The 17,990-nt window shown below is 65.0% G+C and carries 15 protein-coding genes and 1 other RNA gene; 5 read left to right on the forward strand and 11 right to left on the reverse strand.

Translation table 11 applies throughout. The annotated features are described in order from the left end of the window. Positions 1–41: 41 nt before the first annotated feature. The gene (locus AC56KW_RS01410; protein WP_497168942.1) at positions 42–1,451 is read right to left on the reverse strand and encodes an MATE family efflux transporter; all 1,410 of its coding nucleotides are present in this window, start codon (positions 1,449–1,451) and stop codon (positions 42–44) included. 174 nt (positions 1,452–1,625) lie between these two features. Here AC56KW_RS01410 and tssF point away from each other — a divergent pair, with 174 nt between their 5' ends. The 3 genes from tssF to AC56KW_RS01425 all read left to right on the forward strand — a co-directional run bounded on the left by tssF (position 1,626) and on the right by AC56KW_RS01425 (position 5,179). Then, complete coding sequence (gene tssF, locus AC56KW_RS01415) at positions 1,626–3,461, forward strand: type VI secretion system baseplate subunit TssF (protein WP_497168943.1); 1,836 nt, start codon at positions 1,626–1,628, stop codon at positions 3,459–3,461. Further along, positions 3,458–4,435 (forward strand): type VI secretion system baseplate subunit TssG, encoded by a 978-nt coding sequence (gene tssG, locus AC56KW_RS01420; RefSeq protein ID WP_497168944.1) that lies wholly within the window; start codon positions 3,458–3,460, stop codon positions 4,433–4,435. The genes tssF and tssG overlap by 4 nt, the downstream gene beginning before the upstream one ends. A gap of 114 nt (positions 4,436–4,549) precedes the next feature. Beyond that, positions 4,550–5,179, forward strand: a complete 630-nt coding sequence (locus AC56KW_RS01425; protein ID WP_497168945.1) for a type 1 glutamine amidotransferase domain-containing protein — start codon at positions 4,550–4,552, stop codon at positions 5,177–5,179. A 409-nt stretch (positions 5,180–5,588) separates the two neighbouring features. Here the strand turns inward: AC56KW_RS01425 and AC56KW_RS01430 are convergent, their stop codons facing one another. The 10 genes from AC56KW_RS01430 to ompA all read right to left on the reverse strand — a co-directional run bounded on the left by AC56KW_RS01430 (position 5,589) and on the right by ompA (position 14,323). Then, on the reverse strand, positions 5,589–5,687 hold the full coding sequence (locus tag AC56KW_RS01430; RefSeq protein WP_497168946.1) for a hypothetical protein: 99 nt from the start codon (positions 5,685–5,687) through the stop codon (positions 5,589–5,591). Positions 5,688–5,817: 130 nt separating this feature from the next. Next, a complete protein-coding gene (locus tag AC56KW_RS01435; RefSeq protein WP_497168947.1) occupies positions 5,818–6,453 on the reverse strand; it encodes an acetyltransferase in 636 nt (211 codons plus the stop codon). Positions 6,454–6,460: 7 nt separating this feature from the next. After that, entirely contained in the window at positions 6,461–8,245 is a 1,785-nt protein-coding gene (locus AC56KW_RS01440) for a tetratricopeptide repeat protein (protein ID WP_497168948.1), read from the reverse strand. Then, positions 8,172–9,317, reverse strand: a complete 1,146-nt coding sequence (locus tag AC56KW_RS01445) for a DegT/DnrJ/EryC1/StrS family aminotransferase (protein WP_497168949.1) — start codon at positions 9,315–9,317, stop codon at positions 8,172–8,174. Before AC56KW_RS01445 ends, AC56KW_RS01440 begins: the two co-directional genes overlap by 74 nt. Positions 9,318–9,472: 155 nt before the next feature. Further along, entirely contained in the window at positions 9,473–10,249 is a 777-nt protein-coding gene (locus AC56KW_RS01450; protein ID WP_497168950.1) for a PEP-CTERM sorting domain-containing protein, read from the reverse strand. 287 nt (positions 10,250–10,536) lie between these two features. After that, positions 10,537–10,895: a transfer-messenger RNA gene (gene ssrA / locus AC56KW_RS01455) on the reverse strand. Positions 10,896–11,173: 278 nt separating this feature from the next. Continuing rightward, positions 11,174–11,806 carry a glycine zipper 2TM domain-containing protein gene (locus AC56KW_RS01460; RefSeq protein ID WP_497168951.1) on the reverse strand — a complete coding sequence of 211 codons (633 nt, stop codon included), beginning with the start codon at positions 11,804–11,806 and terminating at the stop codon, positions 11,174–11,176. Positions 11,807–11,968: 162 nt separating this feature from the next. Then, positions 11,969–12,676, reverse strand: a complete 708-nt coding sequence (locus AC56KW_RS01465) for an HAD family hydrolase (protein WP_497169073.1) — start codon at positions 12,674–12,676, stop codon at positions 11,969–11,971. 5 nt (positions 12,677–12,681) lie between these two features. Continuing rightward, the gene (gene ubiG, locus AC56KW_RS01470; RefSeq protein ID WP_497168952.1) at positions 12,682–13,386 is read right to left on the reverse strand and encodes a bifunctional 2-polyprenyl-6-hydroxyphenol methylase/3-demethylubiquinol 3-O-methyltransferase UbiG; all 705 of its coding nucleotides are present in this window, start codon (positions 13,384–13,386) and stop codon (positions 12,682–12,684) included. A 229-nt stretch (positions 13,387–13,615) separates the two neighbouring features. Further along, on the reverse strand, positions 13,616–14,323 hold the full coding sequence (gene ompA, locus AC56KW_RS01475) for an outer membrane protein OmpA (protein ID WP_497168953.1): 708 nt from the start codon (positions 14,321–14,323) through the stop codon (positions 13,616–13,618). 378 nt (positions 14,324–14,701) lie between these two features. Here ompA and gyrA point away from each other — a divergent pair, with 378 nt between their 5' ends. Both gyrA and AC56KW_RS01485 read left to right on the forward strand, forming a co-directional pair. After that, positions 14,702–17,317, forward strand: coding sequence for a DNA gyrase subunit A (gyrA, locus tag AC56KW_RS01480; protein ID WP_497168954.1), 2,616 nt, complete (start codon positions 14,702–14,704; stop codon positions 17,315–17,317). 102 nt (positions 17,318–17,419) lie between these two features. Beyond that, positions 17,420–17,974, forward strand: coding sequence for a DUF2059 domain-containing protein (locus AC56KW_RS01485; RefSeq protein ID WP_497168955.1), 555 nt, complete (start codon positions 17,420–17,422; stop codon positions 17,972–17,974). Positions 17,975–17,990: the final 16 nt, after the last annotated feature.

Raw genomic sequence — 17,990 nt, forward strand, 5'->3', positions numbered from 1 at the left:
ACCAGAGTCAGCGGCCCCGCGCTGTAATTACAGGCCTCAAATCAATGCACCGTGCCGCGCTGCGCGCCCTCGCGGATACGCTGGCGTGCGAGCTTGTCGAACTGCCAGGTCAGCAGCACCGCCGCCACCGTCAGCGCCACCACCAGGCCGATCCAGAAGCCGGTGGCCTCCATCGGCGCGTCCGGCGTCCATGGGAACCATTGCGGCGCCAGTCCGAGGATGCTGCCCAGCGGCAGCGACAGGCCCCAGAACGACAGCAGCTGGATCACCATCGGCGGACGCGTCACCTGGTAGCCGCGGATCGCCGAGGCGGTCGCGACCTGGGTGGAGTCCGACAACTGGAACAGGGCCGCAAACAGCAGCAGGTGGGCGGTCACCTGCTGCACCGCCGGATCGGACGTGTACAGGGCGGCGATCTCCCAGCGGAACAGGGCGATGCCGATCGCCGACAACACGCCGAAGGAGACCGACACCCCCACGCCCACCCAGCCGACGAAGCGCGCGCGCACCGGATCGCCTTCGCCCATGGCCTGGCCCACGCGGGTCAGCATGCCGATCGCAAAGCTGAGCGGGACCATGAATACGAGCGAGGAGAAGTTCAGCGCGATCTGGTGCGACGACACTTGCACCACGCCATACCGCGCTACGAGCAGGCTGATCAGGCCGAAGGCGCTGACCTCGGCAAAGTACGTGACGCCGATCGGCAGGCCCAGGCGCAGCTGGGCGCCGATGGAGTGCGCGTCCGGGCCTTCGTAGCGGTCGAAGGGATAGGTCAGGCGGTAGGCGGGCGAACGCCTGATCCACCACAGCATGGCGCCCAGCATCAGCCACATGGCGCTCGCCGTGGATATCGCGCAGCCGACCGCGCCCAGTTGCGGCAAGCCGAATTTGCCGTACACCAGCACCCAGGCGACAAGGGTATTGAAGACCAGGCCGGCGATGGCGATCCACATGATCGGCTTGGTCTGGTTGATGCTGGTCGTGTAGCCGTACAGCGCGCGGTAGACGCCGAAGGCCGGCATGCCGATGCTGATCACGTGCAGGAACAGCGAGGCGCGGTCGGCCACGTGGGCGGCCATGCCGATATGGTCGAACAGCAGCGTGCACAGGTTGGCGAACAGGCAGCCGACCAGGCCGACCAGCAAGCCCTTCCACATGGCCTGGCGCACCGAATGCGGCACCTGGTCGTGGCGCGCGGCGCCGATCTCGTGCGCGACCACGGTATTGATCGCCATCATGGTGCCCATCACCGTCACCAGCACGATCGACCATACGGCCGTGCCCAGCGACACCGCCGCCAGTTCGTCGGCGCTGACGTGGCCGGTGAGGGCGACATCGACCACGCCCATGCCGACCGTTGCCAGCTGGCCGACCAGCACCGGCCACGACAGGCGCCACAGGGTGGCGATTTCGGTGCGAACGGGCGTGGCGGAGGTGGTGGTGGCGGTCATGATGCGGCGATAGGTCGGTGGACCCGTGATTTTACTGACTTATTGGCAAGACTGGTATCGGCAGGCGCGATCTGCGTGATGCAGCAAGTGCTAACTCATCGATGATGTTGCGCCGTCACAAGACAACTGGCTGCGATCTGCACCACCGTAGAGTGACAGCCCGAGGAGGCCGCGATGGAAGAACTGTTGCCGTATTTCGAGCGCGAGCTGGTCTACCTGAACACGGTCGGCCGCGAGCTGGCGCACCAGTATCCGCGCCTGGCCGCCGAGCTGGGCCTGGGACCGGAAGGCAGCGAAGACCCGCATGTCCGGCGCCTGATCCAGGCCTGCGCGCTGCTCAACGCGCGCACCGCGAAAAAGCTCGACGACGACTACCCCGAACTGACCGAAGCGCTGCTGGGCAGCCTGTACCCGCACTTTCTGCAGGGCGTTCCGAGCTGTTCGATCGCGCAGGTCGATGGCGGCGATCCGCAGGCGCAGGCGGCCAGGACCGAGTACATGCAGGCGGTGCTGCGCGGCACCGAGATGAGCTCGCTGGCCGCACGCGGTGTGCCATGTGTTTTCCGCACCACCGCCTCCCTGGCGCTGGCGCCGGTCAAAGTGGCGCGCGCCTGGTTCGAGCCGGTGGCCCGCGTGCCACCGCGCATCCGCCTGCCGCCGCGCGCATCTGCCTGCATCGGCATCGCCCTCGACAGCGCCATACCGGCGCGCATGCTGTACGGCCGCGGCCTGGCGCGCCTGCGTCTGCACGTCGCCGGCGACGGCCTGCTGTCGGCGGCGCTGATCGACAGCCTGTGCATGAACGTGGCCGAGACCTGGATCGAAGCCGAAGGGATGGATTCCTGGCGCCGTCTCGATCCTCCGGTGCTGTGCATTGGCGGGCTGGAGCCGGATGAAGCGCTGGTGCCCGAACAACCGCATGCCCATCCCGCCTACCGGCTGCTGACCGAGTATTTCGCCTTTCCCGATAAATTCCATTTCCTCGACCTCGACCTCGGCCGGCTGGCGCCGCTGCTGCCGTCCGGCGCGCGCCGCTTCACCCTGCATTTCCTGCTCGCCGGCGTGCATGCCGAGTCAGGCGGCGCGCGCATCCTGCGTGCACTGTCCGCCGCCAACCTGCTCACCGGCTGCGTGCCTGTGGTGAACCTGTTCCACCAGGGGGCGGCGCCGGTGCGCATCACGCAGCGCGCGGCAATGTACGACGTCGCGCCGAGCCGGCATGAAGAGGGCGTCGAGGTCTATAGCATCGACGCGGTACACGTGCTCGAGACCCGCGACGGCAAGACGGCCAGCGTGGAGTACCGGCCCTATTACGGACTGCGCCATGGCGAAGCAGGGGCGCAAGGGCAGCGCTACTGGTTTGCGCGCCGCGACGACCGTGGCGACAGCCGGCACCGCATGAAGATCGCCTTCACCGACGACGATTATTCCGTGCTGGGCGAGGACGCCAGCGTGGCCTCGATCGACCTTACCTGCAGCAATGGCGTGGCGGCCTGCGGTGTCGCCACGGGCAGGCCGGGCGGCGACCTGGCCAGCGAGACCGCCACGTCCGGCCTGCCGATCCGCCTGCTGCGCAAGCCTTCCATGCCGCTGCGTTTCGGCAACCGCAACGGCACCCACTGGCGCCTGGTGACGCAACTGGCGCTGAACCACCGCTCGCTGGCCGACCTCGACGCCTTCCGCGAGACCCTGGCCCTGTACGACCTGCCGCGATCCGGCGCCTCGCAGCGCCAGATCGCCGGCGTCACGGCGATGGCGTCGGGTCCGGCCACCGCCTGGCTGCGCAACTGCCATGGCGCGACCCTGGTGCACGGCGTCGAGGTGCGCATGACGGTCGACGAAGATGCCTTCGCCGGCAGCAGCCTGGCCGTGTTCGCCCAGGTGGTGAGCCGCTTCCTGGGCCTTTATGTGCACCTGAACAGCTTTACCCGGCTGGTGCTGGTGTCGGGCCAGGGCGGGAAGGAGTTGCTGCGATGCGAGCCCCGCAACGGCAGCCTGGCGCTGGTGTGAGTACCGGGCCGATCGCCGACCTCCTGCGGCGTCCGGAGCGCTACGAATTCTTCCAGGCGGTGCGGCTGCTGGTGCGCTGGCTGGCGCGCCAGGGCGTCGCGCCCGAACAGGCGTTGAGTGGCCTGATCCGCTTTCGCAACAGCCTGGGCCTGGCCTTTCCCGCCAGCGAGATCGAAGCCATCGAGCCGAGCACCGAGGATATTCCGGCGGTGCGGATCACGCCCTCGTTGATGGGCTTGCTGGGCTTGATGGGAACCCTCCCGCTGCACTACACCGAACGCTTCGCGGCCTGGGAGCTCGCGGCCCGCGACGAGGGACCGCGCGCCTTCCTCGACCTCTTGTCCAGCCGCCAGGTGGCGCTGTTCTATCGCGCCTGGTGCAAGTACCGGGTGCGCCATCGCTCCGAGCCCGGCGTCGATCATTTCCTGCCGCTGTTGCTGGCGCTGGCCGGTGTGCCGCAGCGGGCAGGTGACGTGGCGGGCGCCGATGCGGCCAGCCTGGCGTGGTTTGCCGCGCCGCTGCGCAGCCGGGTGGTCAGCGCCGACCTGGTGGCGGGCGTGCTGGCGGCGTATTTTCGCGTCCCGGTGAAGGTCGAGCAGTTTACCGGACGCTGGGACATCCTCGATCCGGGACAGCGCACGCTTCTCGCGCGCGCCAATTGCGTGCTCGGCGCCGGCGCGACCGCCGGCGGGCGCCTGCTGCGGCCCGAGCTGGGCATCCGCATCCGGCTGGGGCCGGTGGATGCCGCCGCCTTCGAACGCTTCCTGCCGGGTGCGCCCGGCGCACTGGCGCTGGCGGGCTTGCTCGACCGTTTCGCGATCGACGTGCCCTACCGCGAACTGCAGGTGGTGCTGCGGCGCGAGGACGTCGCCGGCGTCCGTCTGGACGGTTCGGTGCGGCTGGGCCTGGACGGTTTCATGGGCGACGGGGCAGGCCGGCGCGACCGCGACGACGTGTGCTACCTGTTCGATTGAGCGCGCCTCTCCTGGCTGGCTGAGCAATTAGATGCCCGTGGGCACGCGCGCGCCGCAAGCGCGACGGCCGACCTACAATCGATGCGAATGATCCACATTGACCAAGGAGGCCATATGCAACAAGCGCAGAACATGCAGCCGGCGGACCACGTCGAGCCGGCCGCCACCCAATCCCTGCAGGGCAGGAGCGTTGCGGTCCTGATGACCGACGGCGTCGAGCAGGTCGAATATACCGAGCCGCGCCGCTTCCTCGAGGAGCAGGGCGTGAAGGTGGTCCTGATCTCGCCGAAGAAGGCGGGCGAGGAGATCCAGGGCTTCAATCACCTGACGCCGGACCAGAAATTCAAGGTCGAGCTGAGCGTGGACGATGCGAAGCCGGGCGACTACGATTTGCTGCTGCTGCCGGGCGGCGTCGCCAATCCCGACAATCTGCGCCTGAGCGAGGAAGCAATCGCCTTCATCAAGGCCTTCGGCGACGAAGACAAGCCGATCGCCGCGATCTGCCACGGTCCGTGGCCGCTGATCGAGGCCGGCGTGGCCGAATCGAAGCACCTGACCAGCTGGCCGAGCCTGCAGCACGACCTGCGCAACGCGGGCGCCGAATGGACCGATGAAGAAGTGGTCGTCGACGGCAAGCTGATCACCAGCCGCAAGCCGGACGATATTCCTGCCTTTAATGAAGCCATCATGAAGCAGTTGATGGTGTTGCAAGAGGCGGGCAGCGATCCGGGGCCGACGTCGTGATATCGCCGAATCGTGTTCGTCATCTTGTTCGTTAGCCCAGGCACGTCGTACCCGCGCAGGCGGGTACCCAGGTTCTTCTAGCCAAGTAGAACCGCCTGAAGTCCAGCGTCACTGCAAATGTTCCTACAGTGTGACGCTACCAGCGCAATCAACACCAGACCACTGCAGATCTCCGCGCGCTTGCCACCACGGCGCCGAAGCGGCGGCCGATCGACAATCCCAGCGTCACCATCGTCAGGGTCGCCATGCCGATCGCCAGCGCCGGTCACAGAATCGTCGAATCCGAAAACGCCGGGTTGACGCCCACCACCATCGCATCGATGCAGGTCGCGAAGCCGGTGTGGGCCAGGAGCCAGGACGGGCGGCGGGTGTCGCCGGTATCGTTATCCGGCTCGCCGCAGCCCGATGATCATGCGTATCCCGGGCCGCCGAGCAGGACGAAGGCGATCCAGTGGCCCAGTTTTTCAGATAGGAAGCTGCCCAGCGCCCAGCCGATCAGCGGCGTCACGCCTTCGATAATACCGAACAGCAGGCCGACCTTGAGCGCATCCTTGAGCCGCCGGGGCCTTCCTGTTCAGCGCGTGATGCACCCAAGAGACGTGTACGTGAAGTCCTTGTTCAACTTGGCGGCAAGCGCCTCAGCGGGCGCCGGCCTCGGCCAGCGACCGTTCGCGCGCCGGGTTGCCGATGACGAGCCGCTTCGCCGCGACGTCGCGAAACAGCGCCGCGCCAGCGGCGACATGGCAGCCCGCGCCGACCGCCACGTGCGGGCTGAGTACCGCGTTCGGCCCGAAGAACACGTCGGCGCCGACGCGGGTATAGCCGCCGATCCGGGTGCCGGGACACATCACTACGTTCCGCTCGAGTACGCTGTCGTGGCCGACCGTGCAGCCGTGCATGACGACGCAATCCTCGCCGATCGTCGCCGCTGGCCCCACCATCGAGAAATACCCGACCACGGTGCCGCGACCGATGCGGCAATCCGCTGCCAGGCGGGCATCGGGGCTGATCAGCGGGCTGGCGGGCTGCAGCCCGGCCGCGCGCGCCGCCGCCTGCATATGGTGGCGGCCGGCCATGTCGCCGATCGCCACGAAATAGTGGCTCGCGCGCGCGCGCGCGGCGGTCCAGTCGCTGAGCACGTCGAGGCCGGCGAGCGCCGCCGTGCCGGCGGCATGTTCGGGATCGACGAAGACGGCGACGAAGCGGTCGTGCCCGAAGTAATCGATGATGTCCCGGGCAAGGGCGCCAGCGCCGATAAGCAGGATACGTTCCATGGCGGCCTCAGTCGCGGTCAGCGAGCGCGCGCAGGCGGGCGGCAAAATCGGACGCAGCGGCGTCGGGGGCGGCCAGCGTGGCCGCCAGCGCGGCGGCGCAGCGCTCGCCCAGCGCGCCCCGGGCTGCATCGTCGTGCAGCAGGCGCACGGCCTTGTCCTGCCAGTCGGCGCGGTCGCACCCGAGCAGGGCGTCGGCCAGGCCGATGCGCTGCAGGATCATGCCATCCGTGCGGCCCTGGATTTCGGTCGATGCCAGGCACACCGTCGGAATGCCGAGTGCCAGCGCGTCGATCGTCGTGTTGGTGCCGCCAACGGGGAATGATTGCAGGATCAGGTCGCATTCCACCAGCGCTTCCATATAGGGCTTGAACGGGGTGCCCTGCAAGACCTCGGCGTCCGGGAAAAGCGCCAGCAGCTCCATGCGCGCGGTGACGTGCTGCAGGCCGCGCGTGTTAGGGAAGAAGCGCAGGCGCGTGCCTGCGGGCGCTGCCGCCAGCACGGCGCGGATCGCTTCCAGGAATTCGTGGTTCAGCTTCATGGCCGAGGCGTCGATGCCGATGCGCGGCGGGCCTGGTCGCGGCTGGCGACGCCGGGCTCGGATCGCCTCGAAGGCCTGGTTCTGGTACGGCGCGCCCGCGATCGGGTGCCCCGTATAAGTCAGGAGCGGCTCCGGCAGGTGTGCTTCCAAATGCGCGAGTTCTGCAGGCACGGCCAGGTAGTCGATGGCCGGCGTGCCGATGGGACCGGGATGGCCGATCGACGCCACCTGCAGCGGCGCCAGGCGACAGCAGGCGAGGAACAGGGTCCAGGGCGTCATGCCGACGCTTGGATAGAACACGACGTCCGGGCGTAGCGCCGCGATGCGCGTGGCCAGCGCAGGGAAACCTTCGGGCGCGATTTCGAAGAATTGCAGGTCGTCGGCCAGCCCTGATGGCGTGTTACCGCGCGTGCGCGCCTCGGCCAGCCACGTGACGTGGAAATGGTCGCGCAGGCCGGCCAGCACTGGGCTGTAGCAGCGGTCCATGACACCCATATTGGTAAAGTTCTCGCTGACCACGACCAGGTGCTTGCGCGCCCCGGCAGCCGGCGCCGCCCGTACCGCCACCAGTGGCGCCGGCCCCCACGAGGCCAAGAGCCGGTTGATGTTCGCGCGGGCGTCGTACTTGCGCGGATGCGTGGCGAACGTGATCCAGTAGCTGGCGTTGGTCACTTCGACCAGGAACTCATACGGGAGCACTGGCGGGGAGGCATCGGCCAGCATGGCTGCGATGGCGTTCATATTGGCGAGCGTGGCCGCGCCGATCGGCGGCTGCGTGAGCGCGGCCAGTCCGAACAGCCAGGCTTCGTCGGGCGCGCGCGCGCTCCATGCGCGCAGGTCGGGCAGCTTGCGCAGGCGCGTGCTGCCCAGTAGGGCGAACTTGCGTTGCTGCCATGGCTGCGCGGCGAGCACGTCGGCCGGCAAGTCCAGCGCGCCGGCAAGGAAGTCATCGAGCATGGTGTCGCTGGCCAGCACGAGGCCGTGCAGCGCATGGCGCGCCGTCATCAGGCGCAGCTGTTCGCGCGCGGTCGACAGCGGCGCCGCGCGCAGCCATTGCGCCAGCAGCGGCAGCAGTTCGCGCAGTGTGTCCTGGCTGATGTCGATGTCGGGCATGCGCTGCAGGTCGAGCAGCCAGCCGAACACGGTACGGTCGAACGCGTCCTTGCCGCCGCGCGCGGCCTTATGCAGCTGCTCGGGCCAGGCCTGGCTCGGCGATTGCGCCAACGGCGGCGGCGATGCGGGTGATATCTTCATGGTTCAAGCGGGAGTGGAAAGGAAGGCAGACGATACGCTCCGCCAGCGATGCGCTGGCAGGCGTGTGCGCGCCGGCATCCGCCTGCGCGAAAGCCGGGTGCGCGGGCAGCGCGGGATAGAACCAGCGCCGGCCGTCGATCCGGTCGCGCGCCAGGGCCGCCAGCAGCCGTTCGGCCTGGCCGGCATCGGCCAGCAGCACCGGGCAATAGGCGCTCACCGCCGCTGTCGACGTCGCCGGATGCAGGCGCGCGTGCGGCTGGCGCGCCAGCATCGGCAGCATCAGGTCGCGCGCACGGCGGCGCGCCGCGACGTTGTGGGGCCAGCGCGCCAGTTGCGCGAGGCCGACGGCGGCATGCCATTCGCTCAGTTTGGCGTTGGCGCCGATCTCGGCGGCAATACGCTGGTCGAAACCGAAGTTGGTTAGCTTGCGCAGGCGCTGCGCCGCGGCCGCGTCGCCGACGACGATCACGCCGCCTTCGCCGATGCCGAAGGGCTTGGTCGCATGCATGCTGAACACGGTCGGCACGGCAGGATGCAATACCTGATTGCCCAGGCTTGCGGCGGCATCCAGGATCACGGGGATACCGGTGTCACGCTGCCAGTCGGCCCACGCGGCGGCGTCGATCGGATAGCCGAACGGTGACACGACGATCAGCGCGCCTGCCCTGGGCGCCGTCTCGCGCGCCAGCGCGGCGCTTGCCAGCGCCGGCGTGGCAGTCCATTCGGCTGGATCGACGTCGATGAAACAGGGATGAAAGCCCAGCCGCGCCACCACCATCGGCGCCGCGGCGAAACCGAAGGCCGGCACGAGCACGGTGGCGCCAGGCGGCAGATCGAGCGACTGCAGCAGCAGCTCCAGGCCGGCCGTCGCCGACGCCACCGTGACCGCGTGCGCGCCCGCGCCGCTGCCGTTGGCCATCAGCGCCGGCAGCGCCGTTTCGAGTTCTCGCACCAGGGGACCATGGTTCGAATACACGCGCGCCTCGTCGATGCGCGCCAGGAAGGGCTGCAGCGCGGCGGCGGCCGGCAGGTCGGGTACGAGCAGGGGAATCGGGGAAGGATCGGAATGCATTGTCGTCCAGTGGCGCCATGAATTGGTAGCCGTCTGGCGCACCGGACGGGCAGCCGACTCATTCTAGCGTCGAAGCGTACTCGATGCTATTACTTAATGGAAATATCGACGAAACTGCGACACAGGCGCGGCCTGGGCGGCCGCGCCTGTGGGGCTTAGAACAGTTTGCGACGACGTGCAGCCAGCAGGCCGGTGAAGCCAAGGCCCAACAGCAGCAGGCTGCCTGGTTCCGGCACTGCTACGGTGTTCGCGGTCAGCGAGATGTTATTGATCTTGAAGCCATTTGTCAGCGCGCCGACCGTAAAGGCGAGCGAATTCGACGCGGTCAGTGCCGTGATATCTGCGGCGCTCAGTGCAAATGAGGTGGTGAAGTTGCCGCTGTAGCCAGTGGTACTATCGTAGGAATACACGGTGAGGAACTTCTTGAGGCCCAGGGTGTCAAAGATGTTCGTCGTGCTGCTCGTGTTAGTCAGGTCTAGGCTATCGTAGGCATTGGCCTGGCTGTTATTGGTGACGCTACGCGTAGCAGAGCCAACGCTCAGCGAAGCGGTTGCAGCTGCATCGTAGTAAGTGTCGATGTCATTACGCCCGTAGTATTCGTTGTAACCCGTTTTGCAGCCTAACAGGCCACAGCAATATTCGAACGGATCTTCCGATTCGTAGAAATTCGTCCCGGTACCTTCCGACAGCAATTGCGCGTTTTTGTCTTGTTGGAATGAGGCGGAGATCGTCAGCGAATTAACCTGTTGACCAATCAATTGCGTACCGAAATTGAACATGCCGTTGAGCGACTTGCCTGCATCGACAGTTTTCCCGTCCAGGTTGCTGTTGACAGAAATGACAGCGGCGTTGGCAACTGCTGGCACGGTGGCGAAGGCCGCGCAGACGATCAGTGCGAATTTGTTGAAGGCTTTGGACTTGAACGACATCATCAGAAACTCCCTATTGAAATGGTAGTAGCCTTATAGCAAGTAGCATGCCAGGAGAAAAATTCCTTTAAAATCAAAGCAATTTTTGATGCGAGTCAGAAAGGTGTAAAATTTCTCGACAGAAATTTGATTTCTTAGTGGTAATTATCCTGAGAAACTTGGTATAAATAGGAAGGTCCTTCGGGTTCAACAGCATTTTGTGTTTCCCCGCTGGCCGTATCTGAATCACCAAAGCAAAAAGCCCGCACGATGGCGGGCTTTTTGTTACAAGCAACTCCATGAAAATCGGTTGGTGGAGGCGGCGGGAATCGAACCCGCGTCCGCAAGCACTCTACAGACAGTTCTACATACTTAGCACTATCATTTGATTTGACCTGTACAACGGGGATGTGCACCCTTTGTACAAGCGAGTTACCTTAAATTTCGGAAGCAAGCAAGTAACCCGCTTGATTCCTAGCCCCTGTAAATGACTCTACCAGTCTTGCGACTCACCCCAGAGGCGAGGTGTTGTAGAGCTAGCAGCAATTAAGCCGCTTGTGCGTACGAGTTATCGTTTGCAGTTATTGATTTCTGGATGTATTTACGAGGTAACCAGTCCTCGGTATGCCCTGCGCTGCTTTGCAACCCACGTCGAAACCAGGTCGCCCCCAACGTCAAGAACCATCATTGTACTCCAAGCGGCGAGGATGTACAGGGGTGTTCATTAGCACAGGCTTAAAGTCGGTCGATCTGCACTGCCGACAATGGATTGCATAATTGCAATACGCTCATCGGGCTTGCCATGCCGGAGAGGTTCGATATGACGTGTATCGTTTGTGGCAACGCCCAGGTGGCCGGGCCTCGCCGGACAGCATCGGCGGCTTTCAAAAAAAAGGCCGCGGACTGAAGAGTGCGCGGCCAAGGGAGAAACAGTGGGTCAGCGCCTGCTTAACGGCCGTTGCGGTTGGCGATCTCGTTGCCGATGATGCCGCCGCCGATCACGCCGGCGACCGTCGCCAGCTTCTTGCCGTTGCCGCCGCCGATCTGGTTGCCGATCAGGCCGCCGATCACGGCGCCCGTGCCGATACCGACATAGTTCGGCTGCTGGGCCGGAGCAGGCTGCGAATAGCGTGGTTCTTCATAGCGTACCGGTTGTGGCTTGGCATGCACCACGCGGGTTTTTTCGACCACCTTCACGACCGGTTTTTCCTTGATGATCACGGTTGGCTGCGGCTGAGGCTGCGCCACAGGCTGGGCATAGGCGACCTGCTGGGCCGGGACCATCGCGGGCACCATGGCAGGCACCAGTTGCTGGCCATTGGCCGCTACCTGCGCCATCTGGCCAGGCTGGGCAATATAGCCATTCGGCTGGGCGACATAACCGTTGGGCTGGACCTGCATGCCGGCCTGCGGCATGGCATACGGCGAGGCGGCTGCCAGCGGCATGGCTGGTTCAGGGGCGCTGTTCGAGGTCGGCAGCAGACCGGTGATGGCGGCGGCGCCAGTCAGGCTAACAATGATGACTGATGCGGCGGCAGCGGCCATCAGCGGATGGATGCGGTTGGTGCTCGTGTTTTCCATGGTCTGCTCCGTAAGGTATGGCGTGTTCGTATGGGTCCAGATTACCGGCGAGCCGGACGGAGAGATAGACGTGCCCCTGTATCAATCGTAAAGAGATGTAAGCACAACACACAACAAAACGGCGCCCGAGGAAGGCGCCGTCCATGGAGACTACTGGCAGGATCAGGCTGCTTGCTCGGCCTGCCGTGCAGCTTCGGAGACCTGTCCCAGCAGTTCAAGCAGTTGCGCCGGGGTATCGAGCAGGTAATCCGCGCCCCACGTCGACGGTTCGATCGCGCCACAATAGCCCCAGGCGCACGCCACGGTGACCATGCCGGCCGCACGGCCAGCCTCGATGTCGCGCAGGTCGTCGCCCACGTACCAGCACTGTTCCGGTGCAATGCCGAGCCGGCGCGCGCCTTCCAGCAACGGGGCAGGGTGGGGTTTGGCGAAGCCAGTGGTGTCGCCCGAGACCACGCAACCGGCGTGCGCCAGCGCGATCTGCGGCACCAGCGGATCGGTGAAGCGGGCCGGTTTGTTGGTGACGATGCCCCAGGCCATGCCGGCATCGGAGATCCCCGCCAGTAGCTCGGCAATGCCGTCGAACAGTGTGGTATACGCCGACATCGCCGACTGGTAGCGGTCGAACCAGGCCAGGCGCAGTTCTTCATAGCCCTCGTCGCCCGGCGCCAGGCCGAAGGCGGCGCCGATCATGCCGCGTGCACCGTGTGATGCGGTCGGGCGCAGCACCTCGTAGGGCGTCGGATCGAGGCCGCGCTCGCTGCGCAGCCAGTTGACGGCCGCGGCGAGGTCGGGCGCGGTGTCGGCCAGGGTGCCGTCGAGGTCGAACAAAACGGCACGCGGTGCCGGCATCACGGTCGGGAAGGTCATGTCGATCAGAGCGGTTTGCTGCACGCCACCATATAGTTCACATCGGTGTCGTTGTTCAGCGAATAGATCTTGGTCAGCGGATTGTAGGTCAGGCCCTTCAGGCCGTCGACCTGCAGGCCGGCCTGGCGCACGAACTGCGCCAGTTCGGCCGGCGTGATGAACTTGCCATAGTCGTGGGTGCCGCGCGGCAGCATGCGCAGCACGTACTCGGCGCCGATCACGGCGAACAGGTAAGACTTGGGATTGCGGTTCAGGGTCGAGAAGAACACATGGCCGCCCGGTTTCACCAGCCTGGCGGCGGCGCGCACGATCGACGCCGGGTCGGGCACGTGCTCCAGCATTTCCATGCACGTGACCACGTCGAACTGGCCGGCTTCCTGCTCGGCCATCTCTTCGGCCGCGATATGCTTGTAGCGCACCTCCACGCCCGATTCCAGGCTGTGCAGGTCGGCGACCTTGAGCGCCTTCTTGGACAGGTCGATGCCGGTGACCTTGGCGCCCTTGCGCGCCATCGATTCGGACAGTACGCCGCCGCCGCAGCCGATGTCGATCACGTTCTTGCCGGCCAATGGCGCGCGCGCGTTGATCCACTCGAGGCGCAAGGGGTTGATTTCGTGCAGCGGACGGAACTCCGAGGTCGGATCCCACCAGCGGTGGGCCAGTTCGCTGAACTTCTGGATTTCTAATGGGTCTGCGTTTGTCGTCGTCATGGCTCGAATAATAGCGGAAATCGATCTTCGCCGGCAGGCGAAGGTCGTCGCCGCCCAGGCGGGGATCCAGGTGCATTCCCTGCAGCGGATCCAGTTCGAATTTTTTCCACCGGAAAAAGTCGTCCCCGCGAAGGAAGGGACCCAGGCGCCGCACGCGCTATCGAAACGCTTGCAAGCCGGGTCCCCGCCTGCGCGGGGACGAAGTGTTACCGAAGTGGTGTACGGCTGATTACTTGTTGACGGTACGGGTACCGACGACTTCGATTTCCACGCGACGGTTCTGTGCGCGGCCTTCGGCGCTCTTGTTGTCCGCTTTCGGCTGGCTTTCACCCTTGCCTTCGGTGTAGATGCGGGTCTCTTCGATGCCTTTGCCTTTCAGGTAGGCTTTAACGGCCTCAGCACGGCGGATCGACAGCTTCTGGTTATAGGCGTCGGTGCCGATCGAGTCGGTGTGGCCGACGGCGATGATGACTTCCAGGTTCATGTCGCCCAGCTTGGCGCTCAGCTCGTCCAGCGAGGCCTTGCCGGCTGGCTTCAGGATCGCCTTGTCGAAATCGAAGAAGGCGTCGGCAGAGTAGCTGACTTTTTCCGAGGTCGGCACTGGCGCGGCGACCACCGGGGCCGGGGTCGGCTCAGCGACCGGCGCTGGCGGTGGAGGTGGGGCAACGCACTTGCCGTTCTCGAGTTTTTCTGGCTCGACGCACAGCGGCGCGTCGCAACCTGGGACGGCGTCGGCCGGGGTCCAGTAGCCGGTGCGCCAGCACAGGCCGAAAGGATTGCGTGCGATCACGCCACGGGAGTCCTGCACGTAAGCGCTGTACGGAGTGCGTGCCTGGATGTCAGTGGTCAGCGGCGCGTAAGGTGGGGCGCTCTGGGCAGAGGCGACGCCCGCAATCGCGGCCGACGCTGCGAGCAGAGCGGTGATCAGGTTCTTCATATTCTTTTCCTTTCGGTTTTAAATCCGTAGCGATTCAAACGGGCTCCATGTGTGGTCATAAGATTAACACGGCGGCCTCACCGTCTGTTTCGTATTGTGAAACAAGCAATTGACTTCCTGTCCATTTTGCCACATGCACCAAAAACGCACGACTGCACCCAAATCAAACATCAAGCATTAATTGCTTGACGTTGTTTGTCCGCAACATTTTCACAAGCGTGCGCGGCCGGTGACGACAATGCTGGAAATTTGGCGTTTCCAGCAGAGAATTTGAGAGGGCGGAGGGCCCAGGTCGGAATTGAGCAACTGCTATCTGTCGCATGGTAGAATCATCCGTTGCAACTTATAACCATCGCCTGAAAGCAGTCGACCCGCCCAATGGATCAATTCGCAAAAGAAACAGTCCCGATTTCCCTCGAAGAAGAGATGCGCAAGAGCTACCTCGATTACGCCATGAGCGTGATCGTGGGTCGTGCGCTGCCGGACGTACGCGACGGCCTGAAGCCGGTGCACCGCCGTGTGCTGTACGCGATGCACGAGATGAACAACGTGTGGAACCGTCCCTACCTCAAGTGCGCGCGCGTCGTCGGCGACACGATGGGCAAGTTCCACCCGCACGGCGACTCGTCGATCTACGACACCCTGGTCCGCATGGCCCAGGATTTCTCGCTGCGCTATACCCTGGTCGACGGCCAGGGCAACTTCGGCTCGATCGATGGCGACAGCGCCGCGGCAATGCGGTATACCGAGTGCCGCCTGGACAAGATCGCCGGCGAGATCCTGGCCGACATCGACAAGGACACCGTCGACTTCCAGCCGAACTACGACGGCAAGGAAAAAGAGCCGACGGTCCTGCCGACCCGTATCCCGAATTTGCTGATCAACGGTTCGTCGGGCATCGCGGTCGGCATGGCGACCAATATCCCGCCGCACAACCTGTCCGAAGTGATCGCCGGCGCGATGCACGTGCTGCGCAACCCGGACTGCACCATCGACGAGCTGATCGAGCTGATCCCGGCGCCGGACTTCCCGACCGCCGGCATCATCTACGGCGTCTCGGGCGTGCGCGACGGTTACCGCACCGGCCGCGGCCGCGTGGTGATGCGCGCCAAGACCCACTTCGAGGAAGTGGGCCGCGACGGTGCGCGCACCGCGATCATCGTCGACGAGCTGCCGTACCAGGTCAATAAGAAATCGCTGCTCGAGCGCATCGCCGAGAATGTGCGCGACAAGAAGCTCGAAGGCATTTCCGACATCCGCGACGAGTCCGATAAATCGGGCATGCGCGTGGTGATCGAGCTGAAACGCGGCGAAGTGCCCGAGGTCGTGCTGAACAACCTGTACAAGCAGACCCAGCTGCAAGACACCTTCGGCATGAATATGGTGGCGCTGGTCAATGGCCAGCCGAAGCTGCTGAACCTCAAGCAGATGCTCGAGTGCTTCCTGTCGCACCGCCGCGAAGTGGTCACCCGCCGCACCGTGTTCGAGCTGCGCAAGGCGCGCGACCGCGGCCACATGCTGGAAGGACTGGCCGTCGCGCTGGCGAACATCGACGATTTCATCGCCATCATCAAGGCCGCGCCGACCCCGCCGCTGGCCAAGGTCGAGCTGATGCAGCGCGCCTGGGATTCGTCGCTGGTGCGCGAGATGCTGGGTCGCACCGAACTGGGCGCATCCGGCGGCATCGCCGCCTTCCGTCCCGAGCACCTGCCCAAGCACTACGGCATGCAGCAGGATGGCCTGTACAAGCTGTCGGACGAGCAGGCGCAAGAGATCCTGCAGATGCGCCTGCAGCGCCTGACCGGCCTCGAGCAGGACAAGATCGTCAACGAGTACAAGGAAGTGATGGCCCACATCGCCGACCTGCTCGACATCCTGTCCAAGCCCGAGCGCGTGACCACGATCATCGTCGACGAAATGACGGCCATCAAGGCAGAGTACGCCGACAATGGCAAGGACACCCGCCGTTCGAGCATCGAGCACAACGCCAGCGACCTCGAGACCGAAGACCTGATCACCCCGCAGGACATGGTGGTGACCCTGTCGCACTCGGGCTACATGAAGGCGCAGCCGATCTCCGAATACCGCGCCCAGAAGCGCGGCGGCCGCGGCAAGCAGGCGGCGGCGACGAAGGACGAAGACTGGATCGACCAGCTGTTCATCGCCAACACCCACGATTACATCCTGTGCTTCAGCAACCGAGGCCGCATGTACTGGCTCAAGGTGTGGGAAGTGCCGCAAGGTTCGCGCAACTCGCGCGGCAAGCCGATCGTCAATATGTTCCCGCTGCAGGATAACGAGAAGATCACCGTCATCCTGCCGCTGCAGGGCGAGAACCGCAGCTTCCCCGAAGACCACTACGTCTTCATGTCGACCTCGCTGGGCACCGTCAAGAAGACCCCGCTGAAGGACTTCAGCAACCCGCGCAAGGCCGGCATCATCGCGGTCGACCTGGACGAAGGCGACGTGCTGGTCGGCGCCGCGCTCACCGACGGCAAGCACGACGTGATGCTGTTCTCCGACGGCGGCAAGGCCGTGCGCTTCGACGAGAACGACGTGCGCCCGATGGGCCGCACCGCGCGCGGCGTGCGCGGCATGAACCTCGAGGAAGGCCAGCAAGTCATCGCGCTGCTGGTGGCCGAGAGCGAAGAGCAGACCGTCCTCACGGCCACCGAGAACGGCTTCGGCAAGCGTACCCCGATCACGGAGTACACGCGCCACGGCCGCGGCACCAAGGGCATGATCGCGATCCAGACCAGCGAGCGTAACGGCAAGGTGGTGGCGGCGACCCTGGTCGAGCCGAGCGACGAGATCATGCTGATCACGACCGGCGGCGTCTTGATCCGCACCCGCGTGTCCGAGATCCGCGAGATGGGCCGCGCGACCCAGGGCGTGACCCTGATCGCGGTCGAGGATGGTACCAAGCTGTCCGGCCTGCAGCGCATCGTCGAGACCGACCTCGAAGAAGTCGAGCTCGAACCGGCGCCCGAATAATGGCGCCAAGGCGCAAGCGCGTGTGTTGACCATGCACGCGCTTGCGCCCGTTGTCCACCTTGTCCGGATTGTCGATGGGCCCCGCGCCCGCATGGAAAACCAATGAAAAGAATCCTTCTCGCCGTGACCTGCGCCGCAGCCTTTGCCGGCGTCCCTTCGTTCGCGCTGGCGCAGGCGCCCGCGGCGCCCAGTGCGCAGGAAGCCGCCGCGATCAAGGAACTGCTGGCGGCGATGGACGTGCGCAAGATGATGCTGGCCTCGTTCACCGAGATGGAAAAGGCGCTGCCGCAGATGATGCGCTCGCAGATGACGGCCGTGATCAATGCCGATCCGACCGCCAGCGACGACAAGAAAAAGGCAGCCATGGCCAAGGTCGAGCAGGTGCTGCCGGGCGCCGCCGAAGCGATCAACCGCATGTTTCGCGATCCGGCCTTGATCGACGAGATGATGGCCGAGATCGGCCCACTGTATGCCCGCAACTATAACGTGGCCGAGCTGAAGGAGCTGGCTGCCTTCTACCGCACCCCGTTGGGCCAGAAGATGCTGGCGCTGTCCCCGCGCCTGGCCGCCGAAAGCATGGCGGCCGGCCAGAAAGTCGTCGCGCCGCGCCTCAATGGCCTAATGCTGGAAGTGATGCAGAACGCCCAGGCCAAATAACATCGTCGAAAGGACC

This window comes from Telluria sp. RT2P19 (assembly GCF_059685725.1).